This is a genomic window from Qipengyuania sp. CAU 1752, assembly GCF_054482615.1.
Map to the genome: position 1 here is coordinate 2,544,572 of NZ_JBTLRE010000001.1, position 14,443 is coordinate 2,559,014.

The 14,443-nt window shown below is 63.5% G+C and carries 14 protein-coding genes and 1 tRNA gene; 7 read left to right on the forward strand and 8 right to left on the reverse strand.

Annotated features, from left to right (window positions below):
- Window positions 1-7: 7 nt before the first annotated feature.
- Window positions 8-739: a CHAP domain-containing protein gene (locus ACXYL9_RS12470; RefSeq protein ID WP_459039811.1), complete on the reverse strand. Its 732-nt coding sequence runs from the start codon at window positions 737-739 to the stop codon at window positions 8-10.
- A 137-nt stretch (window positions 740-876) separates the two neighbouring features.
- Here ACXYL9_RS12470 and der point away from each other — a divergent pair, with 137 nt between their 5' ends.
- Together der and ACXYL9_RS12480 are read left to right on the forward strand one after the other, a co-directional pair.
- A complete protein-coding gene (gene der / locus ACXYL9_RS12475; RefSeq protein WP_459039812.1) occupies window positions 877-2,349 on the forward strand; it encodes a ribosome biogenesis GTPase Der in 1,473 nt (490 codons plus the stop codon).
- Entirely contained in the window at window positions 2,349-2,843 is a 495-nt protein-coding gene (locus tag ACXYL9_RS12480; protein WP_459039813.1) for a DUF2721 domain-containing protein, read from the forward strand. Before der ends, ACXYL9_RS12480 begins: the two co-directional genes overlap by 1 nt.
- A gap of 11 nt (window positions 2,844-2,854) precedes the next feature.
- On the opposite strand, the gene bfr is transcribed toward ACXYL9_RS12480, so the two are convergent.
- The 4 genes from bfr to ACXYL9_RS12500 all read right to left on the reverse strand — a co-directional run bounded on the left by bfr (window position 2,855) and on the right by ACXYL9_RS12500 (window position 6,310).
- On the reverse strand, window positions 2,855-3,346 hold the full coding sequence (gene bfr, locus ACXYL9_RS12485) for a bacterioferritin (protein ID WP_459039814.1): 492 nt from the start codon (window positions 3,344-3,346) through the stop codon (window positions 2,855-2,857).
- Between the two features lie 131 nt (window positions 3,347-3,477).
- On the reverse strand, window positions 3,478-3,666 hold the full coding sequence (locus ACXYL9_RS12490; RefSeq protein WP_459039815.1) for a (2Fe-2S)-binding protein: 189 nt from the start codon (window positions 3,664-3,666) through the stop codon (window positions 3,478-3,480).
- 67 nt (window positions 3,667-3,733) lie between these two features.
- Window positions 3,734-5,044 (reverse strand): DUF418 domain-containing protein, encoded by a 1,311-nt coding sequence (locus ACXYL9_RS12495; RefSeq protein WP_459039816.1) that lies wholly within the window; start codon window positions 5,042-5,044, stop codon window positions 3,734-3,736.
- Between the two features lie 72 nt (window positions 5,045-5,116).
- Window positions 5,117-6,310 carry an SPOR domain-containing protein gene (locus tag ACXYL9_RS12500; RefSeq protein WP_459039817.1) on the reverse strand — a complete coding sequence of 398 codons (1,194 nt, stop codon included), beginning with the start codon at window positions 6,308-6,310 and terminating at the stop codon, window positions 5,117-5,119.
- A 246-nt stretch (window positions 6,311-6,556) separates the two neighbouring features.
- Here ACXYL9_RS12500 and ACXYL9_RS12505 point away from each other — a divergent pair, with 246 nt between their 5' ends.
- Genes ACXYL9_RS12505 through ACXYL9_RS12515 form a run of 3 tightly spaced genes read left to right on the forward strand, consistent with a single transcriptional unit; the run spans window position 6,557 to window position 9,262 of the window.
- Window positions 6,557-7,273: an AAA family ATPase gene (locus ACXYL9_RS12505; RefSeq protein WP_459039818.1), complete on the forward strand. Its 717-nt coding sequence runs from the start codon at window positions 6,557-6,559 to the stop codon at window positions 7,271-7,273.
- A gap of 22 nt (window positions 7,274-7,295) precedes the next feature.
- Window positions 7,296-7,859, forward strand: coding sequence for a hypothetical protein (locus ACXYL9_RS12510; RefSeq protein WP_459039819.1), 564 nt, complete (start codon window positions 7,296-7,298; stop codon window positions 7,857-7,859).
- A gap of 26 nt (window positions 7,860-7,885) precedes the next feature.
- On the forward strand, window positions 7,886-9,262 hold the full coding sequence (locus ACXYL9_RS12515) for an SPOR domain-containing protein (protein WP_459039820.1): 1,377 nt from the start codon (window positions 7,886-7,888) through the stop codon (window positions 9,260-9,262).
- 82 nt (window positions 9,263-9,344) lie between these two features.
- On the opposite strand, the gene ACXYL9_RS12520 is transcribed toward ACXYL9_RS12515, so the two are convergent.
- The 3 genes from ACXYL9_RS12520 to ACXYL9_RS12530 all read right to left on the reverse strand — a co-directional run bounded on the left by ACXYL9_RS12520 (window position 9,345) and on the right by ACXYL9_RS12530 (window position 12,046).
- Window positions 9,345-9,683 (reverse strand): PilZ domain-containing protein, encoded by a 339-nt coding sequence (locus tag ACXYL9_RS12520; protein WP_459039821.1) that lies wholly within the window; start codon window positions 9,681-9,683, stop codon window positions 9,345-9,347.
- A 93-nt stretch (window positions 9,684-9,776) separates the two neighbouring features.
- Window positions 9,777-11,006 carry a dihydroorotase gene (locus ACXYL9_RS12525; protein WP_459039822.1) on the reverse strand — a complete coding sequence of 410 codons (1,230 nt, stop codon included), beginning with the start codon at window positions 11,004-11,006 and terminating at the stop codon, window positions 9,777-9,779.
- Window positions 11,003-12,046 carry an aspartate carbamoyltransferase catalytic subunit gene (locus ACXYL9_RS12530; protein ID WP_459039823.1) on the reverse strand — a complete coding sequence of 348 codons (1,044 nt, stop codon included), beginning with the start codon at window positions 12,044-12,046 and terminating at the stop codon, window positions 11,003-11,005. The genes ACXYL9_RS12525 and ACXYL9_RS12530 overlap by 4 nt, the downstream gene beginning before the upstream one ends.
- A gap of 110 nt (window positions 12,047-12,156) precedes the next feature.
- Here ACXYL9_RS12530 and sppA point away from each other — a divergent pair, with 110 nt between their 5' ends.
- Entirely contained in the window at window positions 12,157-14,052 is a 1,896-nt protein-coding gene (gene sppA, locus ACXYL9_RS12535; protein ID WP_459039824.1) for a signal peptide peptidase SppA, read from the forward strand.
- 90 nt (window positions 14,053-14,142) lie between these two features.
- Window positions 14,143-14,217: transfer RNA gene (locus tag ACXYL9_RS12540), tRNA-Val, on the forward strand.
- Window positions 14,218-14,443: the final 226 nt, after the last annotated feature.

Consider the following 14,443-nt stretch of genomic DNA (forward strand, 5'->3'; position numbering starts at 1 on the left):
CGCGCGCTCAATCGTAGCGCGATAGCACCGCGTCGAGCGGGTCGCGTTGGTGCGGCTGCGGCTTTACGGGACGAACGGCGGCAACCTGGTGCACCACTTGTTTGCGCGGCTGTGCCCGGCCCAGATCCGAGAAATTGTCGAGAAAGTCTCGCGAAGGCACCTTGCTCACCGCGACCTGGACCGGCGCGGGCGGAGCAGACTGGCGGCGGTCGGGAACGCGCTGCATTCCGCCGTCGCCATATATGAAACCATGAACCGGCCACGCAGTGGTGCCGATATCCTGCAGCGGGTGATACCACACCCGCACTTCGCTCCAGTCATTGCCGGGCGAAACGTCGATCGCCCGCACCCCACGCTCAATCTGGCCCCGTCGACCATTGATTGGCGACCAGTTGGCATGGTCGAGCAGCACGGTGCGCGAATCCAGCACCTGTGCCACTGCGGCGACATGACCCAGCGGCATCCGCTCGGTCGGCTCGAACGCCATCACCGCGCCCGGTTTGGGCGTATTTCCGCGTGAATAGCGTCCTTGCGCCTGGTCCCACCAGGTGTGTGCATCCCCGAAAATGCGAATACCGCTCGCTTCGCGGGCGAACGGAACGCACTGCAGGTACGCAGGCAATTCGTCCGCATCTGAAGCGCCCACGCTGTCACTGCGCGCCAAGGCGGGGGTGGAGGTGCAGAGGCAAGCAAGCGCGATGGCGGCCAAGCCGGAACGGGTGGGGAGCGACAAGATCATGGCGCTTTTATGATTTCGCCATGGTTTCGATCTGGCTGTCGACTTTGGTAAATGTGAATTAACCAGCGCGGTTTGACGCCCCCGCAAGACTGACCGCACTTGCCAAGCAAGTGTTTAAGCGCCACCTGCGCAGCGCCATGTCAAACGCGCCAAAACCTACCGTGATCATCATAGGTCGACCCAATGTCGGCAAGTCCACCCTGTTCAACCGGCTGGTGGGCAAGAAGCTGGCGCTGGTCGACGACCAGCCTGGCGTCACGCGGGACCGGCGGATGGGCGATGCCGAGCTCGCCGGGATGCAGTTTACCGTGGTTGATACCGCGGGCTGGGAAGATGATGACAAGGAAAGCCTGCCCGGGCGCATGCGGGCGCAGACCGAGGTCAGTCTCGAAGGTGCCGATGCCGCGCTGTTCGTGATCGACGCGCGCGCCGGAATCACTCCGCTGGACGAGGAAATCGCTCGCTGGTTGCGCACAGTCGAAGTGCCGGTGGTGCTGGTCGCCAACAAGGCCGAGGGCAAGGCTGGCGATGCCGGCATGTACGAATCCTTTGCTCTGGGGCTGGGCGATCCGGCCCCGATTTCCGCCGAACATGGCGAAGGCATTGCCGACTTGTTCGAAGGGCTGTGGCCACATATCGGCCATTTTGAGCAGGAGGCCGAACGCGCGGCCGAACTGGCCAAGGAAGCAAAGGAGGCTGGCGAGGGGGAGGACGAAGACGAGGACGCGCCCCTGGGCCCGCTCAAGCTCGCCATTGTCGGACGGCCCAATGCCGGCAAGTCGACGCTTATCAACCGGCTGCTTGGCGAAGACCGTCTGTTGACCGGCCCCGAGGCCGGGATCACGCGCGATTCCATTGCGGTCGACTGGGAATGGACCGATCCCAAGGATGGCGAGACACGGCCAATCCGGCTGATCGACACCGCAGGGATGCGCAAGCGCGCCAAGGTGACCGACAAGCTGGAGAAGCTCTCGGTCGCAGATGCCCGGCGCGCGGTCGATTTTGCCGAAGTGGTGGTGCTGTTGCTCGATGCCACCCAAGGCCTGGAACACCAGGATCTCAAGATTGCCAGCCACGCGCTCGAGGAAGGGCGCGCGCTCATGATCGCGATCAACAAGTGGGATATCGCCGGACAAGGCGGGTACGAGGATGCGAGTTCGCTGTTCAACGGCATTCGTGGCGCGCTCAATGACGGACTGTCGCAGGTACGCGGATTGCCGCTGTTCGCTGTCAGCGCACGGACCGGCAAGGGGCTCGACGACATGTTGCGGGCCGCCTTCGACATCCGCGAGGCCTGGTCCAAGCGCGTCTCCACTGCCGCGCTCAACCGCTGGTTCGATGACGCGCTGGAAGCCAACCCCCCACCCGCACCCGGCGGCCGGCGGATCAAGCTGCGCTACATCACCCAGGCCGGCACCCGCCCGCCCCGCTTCGTGGTGTTCGGCACCAGGCTGGATGACTTGCCCCAGAGCTACGAACGCTATCTCGTCAACTCGATCCGCGACAAGCTCGGCTTCGACGCGGTGCCGGTGCGCGTGGTGCTGAAGAGCCCCAAGAATCCTTACAATGCCAACAAGGGTGGCGGCGGCAATTACAGCGGAAGCCGCTGATGTTGGTCGACCTGCTAGCCTCCGACAGCGGCAATCTCGCCACCGAACTCGTCCAGCGAACCTCCAGCACGCTGCGGGTGCAGGAGATCGTCCGGCTGAGCCTGGCACCGGCGTTTCTGCTGGCGGCCATCGGCGCGGTCATGAACGTGATGATGGCGAGGCTGATCTGGGTCGCCAACCGGATCGAGCGGCTCGAAAGCCGGATGGAGGATGATCAGACCCGGCTCGAGCGGCGCGAACTTGCCCGCCTGCGGCGACGCCGCCGCCTGGCCCAGCGCGCGGTGATGTTCAGTACGGCGGCAGCTCTGACCATCTGCGTGGTCATCGCGCTGTTGTTCGTCAGCGCCTTCATCACCCCGCAGATCGGGACCATCACCGCCATCGCCTGGATCGCGACCATGCTGTTCCTGATTACCGGCCTGGTTTTCTTTGCAGGCGAGACGATCGCCGCGGCGAGCGGGCAAAAAACGGCCGGGCCTGATGAGGGCAGCTAGGCCCAGTTAAGTCAGTCCTCGCCGCCTTCTTCGGCCGGCTTGCTCTGCAACTGGACGTAATTGGGCAAGCCCATGCGTTCGATCATGTCGAACTGCGTTTCGAGGAAGTCGACATGTTCTTCCTCGCTGGCGAGAATAGCCTCGAAGATCTGGCCCGAGGTGAAATCGCGCACCGACTGGCAATATTCTGCCGCCTCCTTGAGCAGCGGAATCGCCTCCATTTCCATCGCCAGGTCGGCGCGGAGGATCTCCTCGACCGTTTCCCCGACCTTGAGCCGGTGAATGGCCTGGAAATTCGGAAGGCCATTGAGGAACAGGATGCGCTCGGCCAGCAGATCGGCGTGCTTCATCTCGTCGATCGATTCGTGACGTTCGTATTCGGCCAACTTGTGGATGCCCCAGTCGGCCAGCACCCGGTAATGCAGCCAGTACTGGTTGATCGCAGTCAGCTCGTTGGTGAGCGCCTTGTTGAGAAATTCGATGACTTTTTCGTCACCCTTCATGGCCGTCGCTCCCTCGCTTGTTGATATAGCGTAATCCCTACGCCCCGCCGGCCCGGGCAGGCAAGCGAAGAATGCGAGAAAACGGCGGAATTCCGCCATTTGCAAGCGATTATCAGTAGCGGTGCAAAGAGCTAGGCGGCGACCCGTTTGCAGGCGAGGTCCCGTTCCTCGAACAGGATGCCATCGGCATCGCACAGGCAGTGACCGCAATTGGGGACCTTACCCAGCGCCGCATATGCCTCTTCCGCATCGCCGCTGGTCCGGTGCGCGACCGCGCGCAGCTCGGCCTCCCGAATGGCATTGCAAATGCAGACATACATGTGCGTGCTTCTCCTGCGAGTGATTCGCAAGAAGCAAACATATGCGAATTATTCGCAATAGCAAGAGCTAGCGGCGCAGCGGGAAAACCTTGCCATAAGTGAGGCACCGCCACAGCCATTCGAACGGTCCAAACCGATATCGCTCGAGCCATGGCTTCGACCAGGCCAGCATGATCGCCCAGCTGACCAGCACCACGCCATACAGCGCCGGGCGGTTCAATTCGCCGAACAAGCCCAGCGCCCAGCCATGGAACACGAACAGCATCAGGATCGAGGTGCCGAGGTAGTTGGTGAAGGCCGCTCGCCCTGCCGCTGACACCCGCTGGCCGAGCCAGCCATTGGCCGTGGACGCTGCCAGCGTCAGCAAGGCGGCCAGGCCCAGCGTCATCATCAGGCGCGGTATCGGGCTGATCCCGATGAATGCAGCCAGCGTGCCGTAATAGGTGAACCCCCCCGCCTTCGCCCAAAGCGCAATGGCCAGGTGCAGCACTGCGCCGACCCCAAGCCCGGTCCATCCCCACGCCAGCATCTTGCGGCGATCGAGACCGCCACTGAACAGTCCCATCCGAAACAATGCCACGCCAAGCAGGATCAACGGCAAGGTCTCGAGCCCGAACAGCAGCAGATTGCTGAGCGGGTCCCACGCATGCTCTTCGAAGCGATGCCGTGTCAGGCCGATATAGTCGCCATCGATCTTGAGCTGCGAGTCGATGGCATCTTCGGCCAGCATGTCCTGCTTGCCGTTCTGCAAATCGACCCGCATCTCGGCATATTCCTCGGTGTCGCCCGTCGGTCCGCTCGCTACCATCGCCAGCGGAACTAGCATGGCGGCATAGGCCAGCGCCCCTACGGTATATCCAATCAGCCCGACCCAGAATTGCGTGCGCATGCTCCATTTCAGGCACAGCAGCGCGATCAGCCCGCATGCGGCATAGTAGAACAGGATATCGCCGCGCCAGATGAGGAAGAAGTGGACCATGCCGAACAGGCCCAGCCACAACAGCCGCCGCGCCTGAAGCCAGCGTGTCGCTCCGCGCGCCCAGGCTTTCTCCATGAACAGGTAGAGCCCGGCCCCGAACAGCAGTGTGAACAGACCGCGCATCTTTCCGTCGACCGCCACGAATTGGGCGATCCACAACCAGTTCGAGGCTTCACCATGCCCGGTCAGGAAGCTGTCGGGGTACATATAGGCCTGGAAGGGTTGGCCAAAGGCGACGATATTGGCCGCCAGGATACCCATCACCGCAAAGCCGCGGATGAAGTCCAGGCTCGCCAGCCGTCCGCCATTCGTCGCCGAAACCGGCGCCACCAAGCTTTCCGTATCAGGTGTTGCCGCGCTCGCCATGATCCCCCCCCCGTCTGCGGGCAGACCTATCACGCCGAGGCAAGGCTCCAAAGTACGTTAAACAAGTTTGTCGAGCGTATCTGTGCTAGCTACCGGCGCCGGTGGTCAGCGGGTGACGAGGCAGGCCTGTCCACTTTGTTTCAGCGTGTTGCAGGCATCCTGCGCTGCCTTCTGGCTGGCGAAGCCCCCGGCTTGCAACTTGGTCAGGCTTCCTGCGGGCACGAGCAACTTGGTCGCTCCGGCAAGCTCGCTGCGCCCGGCAAGGCGGCTCCAGAGCCCTTCGGCATTGGCACGGACTGAGAATGCTCCGAGTTGCACTTTCCATGGGCCGGCCGCACTGGCAGCTGACTGCGCTGCCCCTACCGGCGCAGCGGCGCTGGCGGCTGGAGCAGGCACTGCCGGCGTCGACGGGCGAGGCTTGGGCCGGACCACCGGTGCGCTGGCTTCCTTGGGAGCGACCGTTCGGGCGGCAAATGATGCACCGGCATCGGCGGGGCTTTGCGTCCCCGTTACGCGAGTAGCCTCAGAAATCGCAGCCTGCGCAGCCGCGATCGAGGGGCCAACGGTGGTCTGGGGAATGGATTGAGGGATGCGCGCGGCCGGCGGCGGCGGCATCCGCGCGGCCGAACGGACCGGCCTTGCGGGCCGGGCCGGAGCCTCGACAATTGCTGGTGCTGGCGCCGGAGTGCCAGTGCCAAGATCTGCCGCGGCGAACTGGCTGGTGCGGCGGGCATCCGCCTCGGCCTTTATCGTGGCGGCGAGGGGCTGCGCCTTCTGGCGCTGTTCGAGCGGTATGAAATCATCCATCTGGCGAATGGCAGGCCCCGCCTGCGGTAAGCTGGCAGCATTGGCCAGCGTCATTAACGCATAGGCACGGACCCAGTCCTTCTCGACCAGATCGCCATTGAAATGCGCGATCCCGAGCAGGTACTGCGCGCGCGGATCGCCGCGATCGGCTGCGGCGGTGACATAAGGCATGGCCTCTTCGCGCCGTCCGCCCTGGAACATCAGCAAGCCGAGATTGTCAGCCGCCTTGAGATGTCCCTTGGCTGCTGCCTTGGCGTAGAAAACCTCAGCCTGTTTGGCGTTCTGCTCGACCCCGCGCCCCAGACGATAGGCCTGGGCCATGTTGAACAATGCGTCGGGATCGCCCTTGGCTGCCGGATCGCGCCATTCGCGGACTGCCGCGACGTAATCGCCGGCGCTCCACGCATCGACCCCGGCCTTGACGTCCGCCAGCGCAGCGCTTGGCGCGGCCAGCAATGCTGCCGCCATCAATCCTCTGAATGCTCGCGCCATAGACATAGTGCCTTGTGTTTCCTCTCGACGAGCCAACCCCGTGCGCCGGTGGAATAGCCTGACATAGTAAATAGCCCGTTAGCAAAAGATTTCTCCCGGACTTGGCGAACCACCATACCAGCGCCGTCAATTTCCGTCCTTCACAGGCTGCGACCGTTAACCCAAAATTAGGGGTATCCTGCGATCCCAGCATTCGAAAGCCCGCGAAAGGCGTGGGTCATCGAAGTAATTCAGGGGGACCGACCTGTGCGAGTATTGGCACTGGCTTCGCAAAAAGGCGGATCGGGCAAGACAACGCTTTCGGGGCATCTGGCCGTCCAGGCACAGCGCGCAGGCGCTGGTCCGGTGGTTTTGATCGACATTGATCCGCAAGGATCGCTGGCCGATTGGTGGAACGAACGCGAGGCGGAGTATCCCGCTTTTGCCCAGACCACCGTGGCGCGTCTCGCCAACGACCTTCAGATCCTGCGCCAGCAGGGTTTCAAATTGGCCGTTATCGACACGCCGCCAGCAATCACCATGGCTATCCAGTCGGTTATCGGCGTGGCAGAGCTCATCGTCGTTCCTACCCGCCCCAGCCCGCACGACCTGCGCGCCGTGGGTGCCACGGTCGACTTGTGCGAACGCGCCGGCAAACCGCTGGTGTTCGTGGTCAACGCGGCGACCCCCAAGGCTAAGATTACCAGCGAAGCTGCGGTTGCATTGTCACAACACGGCACCGTCGCCCCCATCACGCTCCACCACCGGACCGATTTTGCCGCCTCAATGATCGACGGCCGCACGGTGATGGAAGTCGACCCCGACAGCCGCAGCGCTGCCGAGGTGACCGCGCTGTGGGGCTATATTGCCGACCGGCTCGAGAAGAATTTCCGCCGCACCGTTTTTGCTGCTCCGAATTCGGTTTCGCAGCTGCCGGGTGCTGGACGTCCGCAAGGCGGTTTCGGCCGCCGGGTCGCACAGTAAGCTAGAGGGCCTGGGCCGGACCATGAACGAATCTTCCTTCGCCTCTCTCAACCCGGCATTGCTCGCCCGCAAGGGCGGCGCCCGTCCGGCCATGCGTCCGCAGATCGCACCACTCGATACGACAGGCGCCAACGTCGCCTCGAACCTCGAGGACCTGGGTTGGAACGACATGGGCGAGGAAAGCGCGCATATTCACGGCGAAAGCGACGACAGTGCGCAAGTCCTGCACCTGACGCCAGAACCCAATAACGAGAAGACCGAAGCCGAGGCCCGCGCGCTCGACAAGGCAGCGCAGAACGTGCTCGGCACCACGCCTCAAAGCGAGGCCCGCCGTCAGCAGGAAGAACTTGCAGACCGCATCGGCAAGGTCGCACCGGCCCGACAGGTCACCCGTCGCTCGGCACTTTCTCGGGGCAAGCGCGCAGCCTTCACGCTGCGTCTCGACGAGGACCGTCATCTCAAACTGCGCCTGCTCAGCACCGTCAGGGGCCGCAGCGCACAACAAATCGTAACCGAAGCTCTCGATGCCATGCTGCAAGGCATGGACGACATCGAATCGCTCGCCGCTCAAGTCAATCGGCGCTGAAGATCATACCGTAAGGGGATAGTATCATGGCCCGCATCAATCGTTCCGCCGCACTGGCACTGACAAGCGCCCTTGGACTCGTCACCCTCGCCGGGTGCAGCGCGCAGGGCGCACCGCGCGCCGACGTTTCGGCCAGCAATGCCCAGACCGCACTGGCCCGCGGGGATACCGACAAAGCCGTCGCCAGCGCCGAAGCTGCCGTGCTCGCAGAGCCGCGTAACGCCAGCTATCGCGCCATGCTGGGTGCCGCCTATCTCGAGGCTGGACGCTTCGATTCGGCTGCCACCAGCTTCGATGATGCAATGAAATTGGGCGACCAGACGGCGCGGACCGCGCTCGGCTATGCCCTGGCCTCGATCGCCAGGGGCGACAGCCGCACCGCGGTTGCCGTTCTGGACGACTGGCGCGGTGAGATTCCTGCCGCCGACATGGGCCTCGCCCTGTCGCTGGCAGGCGAACCCGATCGCGGTGTCCATGTTCTCGGAAACGCCCTGCGTGCTGGCGAAAACACCGCCAAGGTGCGTCAGAACCTCGCCTATTCCTATGCCTTGCAAGGCAATTGGCGCGCCGCTCGCCTGATGGCGGCCGAGGACGTGTCGCCGGCCGAACTCGACAAGCGCATTGCCGAATGGGCCCGGATGGCCAAGCCCGAAGACTATCAAAAGCGCGTTGCCAGCCTGCTCGACGTTCCGATCAGTGCCGATGCCGGTCAACCGGCGCAGCTCGCGCTCAACACCGCACCTGCGGCGCAACAATTCGCGGCGCAGGCAGCGGCCGCGACTTCACCTTACGCCCAAGGTGGTGAATTGCCGGCGACGGGTTTTGTCGCGATGACACCGACCCCGCGCACTCTCGAGCCGCTTGAAGACGTGGCAGTGGGCGACGCTCCCTTCCAGCCGGCCCCGCAAGTGGCTGTGGTCGCGCCGGAACTGCGCTCGCCCGACAGCTTCAAATCGGCCTTCAATTCCGAAGCACCAGCGGGTGGTTCGGTTGCCGAGATTGCTTCCAACGCTCTCGCATTCGTCTCCAGCCCCGTCGTCCAGAGCGCACCGACTCGCGCAGGCGTGCCGCCGCGTGTGGCACCGGCACAGTCTCCTGCAGCCAACCCCACAGGATCGCAGCTGGTTCAGCTTGGCAGCTTTAGCTCCGAAGCAGGTGCGCGTCGGGCATGGGGCATCTATACCCAGCGCTTCCCCGAACTGAGCGACTATGAAATGGTGATCACGCAGGCCAAGGTACGCGGCAAGACCTACTTCCGCGTTTCCGCCGGTGGCTTCCAGGTCGCCTCGGCAAAGAGCATGTGCGGCAAGGTAAAGGCCCGCGGTGATGGCTGTATCGCCTGGGCCGATGGCAAGCCACTGCCCGGAGCGGTAGACAAGGGATACCGTCTCGCACGCCGTTGATGGTCCGCTGGCTCCAGCCTATTTCACAAAGATACCAGCCCCTCCCGGTTATCGTAACCGGGAGGGGTCTTCATTTTTGCGGTCAGGAGTTGGTTCGGAAGCGATCCGGGACCTGATCGCTCATGTTAGCAAGCAGGTGATTGTAGACCGACTCATGGAGCGGTTGCTCGAATTCCACGCCATTCACGTGATTATCCCACCACCGGACAACGGCCGGCAATGGCCCGATGCCGCCGACCCTGATGGTAATGGCCTTGCCCCGTTGCATTGTCCCGAAACGGTCGAAGAACCGGCACCCGGTTTGCGACAGATCAGTGATCCACACGTCGCGCGGAACGCCCGAGCCGGTACGATAGCGCCCTTCGATACCGACCCGTTTGCGCTCGGCCCGGCGATTGCTGCTATCGTCTTCAGGGATCAATTGAACCCCCCCTGCTAAATCGCGACACTTCAGTTCGACTGACCCTAACCTACTGCAGTCCCGTTAAGCACGGATGCGAAGCCATCCTTAAGGTCAGGTAATCGCAGCGCCTCCCTTTAGTAAGCAAACCGCCCGCCCCTGCATGGGTTGCCCGTCGAACGGCGTATTGCCTGCACTTGCCGCCATCTTGCCGCTCGAGACAACCCAGGGTTTATCCTTATCGACCAGTATAATATCGGCCTCCCGCCCTTGCGCAAGCGAGCCGGCATCCACTCCCAACAGGCGCGCTGGTGTAGCCGCCAACAGCTCGAATGCCCGGTTGATTTCGATTACGCCGTCGCGGACCAGCGACAGCGTGCAGGCGAGCAGGGTTTCGGCCCCGGCCATGCCGGGCTGCGCATCAGCGAAAGGCAGGCGCTTGTCTTCCGGCCCGCGGGGATCGTGGCCACTGGCAATGACGTCAATGGTTCCATCGCCAATGGCTTCGACTACGGCCAGCCGGTCGGCATCTTCGCGCAGCGGGGGCGAAAGACGCGAAAAGGTGCGGAATTCGCCTGTGGCGAGGTCGGACAGCATGAAATGCGCTGGTGTCACACCCGCCGTCACCGCAACGCCGCGGGTCTTGGCGGCACGCACGAGGTCGATGGCGGCGCGGCACGTCACCTGCCGCAAATGGAGCCGCGCGCCGCTCATTTCCGCCAGCGCAATGTCGCGCGCGACGGCCAAGACCTCGGCTTCGACAGGCGCGCTAGGCAAGCCGAGCCGGGTTGCCATTTCCCCGGCGGTGGCGGCAGCTTCACCGGCCAAGCCACTGTCTTCTGCATGGCTAACCACTACCAAATCGAGCATGGCGGCATATTGCAGCACCCGCAGCATCACGCCGCTGTCGGCGATCCAGTGGCGGCCGGTGGCGATACCGCGCGCGCCCGCTTCGCGCATCAGTGCGAGCTCAGCCAGCGTTTCTCCATCGAGCCTGCTGGTCGCGGCGGCCAGTGGGTGCACCCACAGATCAGGCTTGCCGCTCTTGGCGATATAGCTGACCCGGCTCGGCAGATCGAGCGTGGGTGACTGGTCGGGCATCAAGGCGGCGCGAGTGATGCCTCCAAAATGAAAGGCCGGCTTGTCGATTGCGAATACGCCGAAGTCCACCAGGCCCGGGGCGACCAGAAGCCCCTTGGCGTCGATCACCTTGTCGCCATCGCCCGGTCGATGATCGGAAATCTCTCTTATCCGGCCATCTTCGCAAGTCAGCGAGCCTTCCTGCAGGCCGTCCGGCGTCACGATCTGGCCATTGATGATGGTGATTTGGGCCGCGCTGGTCATACCCACTGCCCCTTGCCCATATCGCCCTGCCAGCCAGGCAAACCGCGCCCGCGCCGGGTCAGGATATCGAGACATGCCATCCGCACGGCCACCCCCATCTCGACCTGCCGGGTGATAATTGAACGATCGAGCATGTCGGCCACGTTGCTGTCGATCTCGACCCCGCGATTCATCGGCCCCGGATGCATCACCAACGCGTCAGGGGCGCGGGCCTCGAGCCGGTCGAGCGTGAGACCGTAGAGGTGATGATATTCGCGCGCCGAGGGAATGAACTGCCCGTTCATGCGCTCGGTCTGCAGCCGCAGCATCATCACCACGTCACAGCCCTGCAAGGCGGCATCGAAATCATGGAACGGCTCAGCACCGATCCTCTCGATACCGGCCGGCATCAGCGCCGGTGGAGCGCAAACGCGCACGCTCGCGCCGAGCGCCTGCAGGCAGAGGATGTTGGAGCGTGCGACGCGGCTGTGCAGGATATCGCCGCAGATCGTCACGGTCATGCCGGTAAAGTCTTCGCCGCCTTCGCCGCGTTCCTCCAGCGCATGGCGCAGCGCCAGCGCATCGAGCAGGGCTTGGGTCGGGTGTTCGTGCTGTCCATCGCCGGCATTGAGGACCGGGCAATCGACCTTGCTGTCGATCAGGTCCACCGCCCCGCTCGAACCGTGACGGATGACGATGGCGTCGGCGCGCATTGCATTGAGGGTAATCGCCGTATCGATCAGCGTTTCGCCCTTTTTCACGCTCGACTGTGCAGCATGCATGTTGACCACATCCGCGCCCAGCCGCTTGCCGGCGATTTCGAAACTCAACAGCGTTCGGGTCGAGTTTTCGAAGAAAGCGTTGATGATGGTGAGGCCACCCAGAAGCTCGCAATGCTTGGCGCTGCCGCGGTTGAACTCAACCCATTGCTCGGCTTCGTCGAGCAAATAGAGGATCTCGTGCCGTTCCAGCTGCGCAATGCCGGTCAGGCTGCGATGCGGGAAAGCTTCCCCGCCCGCCGGATAGCGGCCAGAGGTCGAAGGATTGCCGATGCCTGTCATTAAAGCCGAGCCCTTAGTCGAGCCGTATGGTGCGCTCAAGCGGTTTGAACTGGCGGGTTGCAGTTTGCCTGCCTATGTCGCTTTCACGCAATACGAGGAAGTTACGCGATATGGGGTTCGCCGGTAAGGTCTGGAAACTGCTGGTCGGGATCAAGGACGGGCTCAGCCTGCTGTTCCTGCTGCTGTTTTTCTTCATCCTGTTCGCGATTTTGACCGCGCGGCCCGGGCCGGCGCAAATACGCGACGGTGCCCTGCTGCTCGAACTCAACGGCGTAATCGTCGAGGAAGCCAGCGCGATCGACCCGATCCAGGCCCTGCTCAGCCGATCGGCGCCCATGCGCGAATTCGATGTCCAGGATGTGGTCCACGCGATCGACCAGGCCGCGACAGATGACCGGATCAAGGCCATTGTTCTCGACATGACCGAGTTCCTGGGCGGCGGACAGGTTCACTTGCAGGATATCGGCGAAGCGCTCGACCGGGCGCGCAAGGCCGAAAAACCGGTGCTCGCCTACGCGGTCGGCTATGCCGATGACGCGATGATGCTGGCAGCCCATGCGAGCGAGGTATGGGTCGACCCGCAGGGCGGTGCAGTCGTCACCGGCCCCGGCGGCAATCGGCTGTATTATGGCGCCCTGCTCGATCGCTTCAACATCAATGCCCGGATCTACAAGGTCGGCACCTATAAATCGGCTGTCGAGCCTTTTGAGCGCAGTTCCATGTCACCCGAAGCGCGTGAGAACGCCGAGGCCCTCTATGGCGCGCTGTGGGAGGAATGGCAGGCCCAGTTCGCCAAGGCTCGCCCTTCTGCCGATCTTGCCCAGGTAACCAAGTCGCCGGCGCAATGGGTCGAGGCCAGCAATGGCGATCTCGCCGAAGCGGCGCTGGCAGCCGGGCTGGTCGACAAGCTCGGCAGCCGGACCGAATTCGGAGCGCGGGTGGCCGATATCGTCGGCCCCGACGGGTTCGATGCCACGCCGGGAACTTTCGCCCATACCAAGCTCAACGCCTGGCTGCGCGGCAATCCGCGCGATAGCGATGGCAAGGCTATCGGCGTGATCACCATCGCCGGCGAAATCGTCGATGGCGAGGCAGGCCCTGGTACCGCCGGCGGCGACCGGATTGCCGAACTGCTCGACGAGGCCCTCGGCCAGGATTTGGCTGGGCTGGTGGTGCGGGTCGATTCACCGGGCGGCTCGGTGCTCGCCAGCGAAGTGATCCGCGATGCGGTGCTGCGCCACAAGGCCAGCGGCATCCCGATAGCAGTTTCGATGGCCAATGTAGCAGCCAGCGGCGGATACTGGGTGTCGACCCCGGCCGACCGCATCTTTGCCGAGCCCGAGACGATCACCGGCTCGATCGGCATTTTTGCCGTCATCCCGACCTTTGAAAAGCTTGCTGCCGAATACGGCGTCAATTCCGACGGCGTGCGCACGACCCCGCTGTCGGGCCAGCCTGATTTGATCGCCGGCTTCACGCCGGAGGTGGATGCCATCCTGCAAGCCTCGATCGAAGACGGCTATCGCGATTTCCTCACACTCGTTTCGGCCTCGCGCAAATTGTCGGTAGAGCGGGTTGATACCATCGCCCAGGGTCGCGTCTGGGATGGTGGTACCGCGCGCCAGATCGGTCTGGTCGACCAGTATGGCGGGCTCGACGAGGCGCTGGCCTGGGTCGCGGCCAAGGCCGCATTGGAAGAAGGTGACTGGCACGCGCGATTCCTGGGCGGCGACGAGCCGGTCTACGACAACCTCCTGCGCAGCTTGCTGTTCTCCGACGATGGCGAAGCCGGCCGTCAACCGAGTTCAAACGGCGACTTTTTCGCCATGGTCGCAAGGCGTCAGCAGGCCATGCTCGGCCAGGTGGAAGATGATCTGGAACGACTGCTTTCGGTGCGCGGGATGCAGGCCTATTGCCTCGGCTGCCCGGTCGAGCCACGCAAGCTCGCCACCACCGCATCACCAGGCGGCCTTCTGGCCCGTCTCGAGGCCATTTTCGGCCACTAGGTGCTTGTCAGCGGGGGTAGGCCAGCGTAAAGGCGCGCCCCTGCCCGGCCTTCAGGCGCACAAGCCGCCACCGAAGACCGCGACACGGGCGGGCGCGTAGCTCAGTGGTAGAGCACACCCTTCACACGGGTGGGGTCGCAAGTTCAATCCTTGCCGCGCCCACCATCTTTTCAAAGACTTAGAAGTCGGATTTGCGCCCTCATTTCGGCCGTTCATCGCTGACCTTACGCTACCTAGAACCTGCCGTCCCTGCACGCCACTAAGACTTACGAGCTGACCGGCACACCGAACACGGAGGGTACATCAAACCGGATGATCGCCCATCCGCTCGCCTAAGCGCACCGGCCGTTCTGGTGCCCAATCTTCGTTGAACGTGATCGTCCCCTGCTTG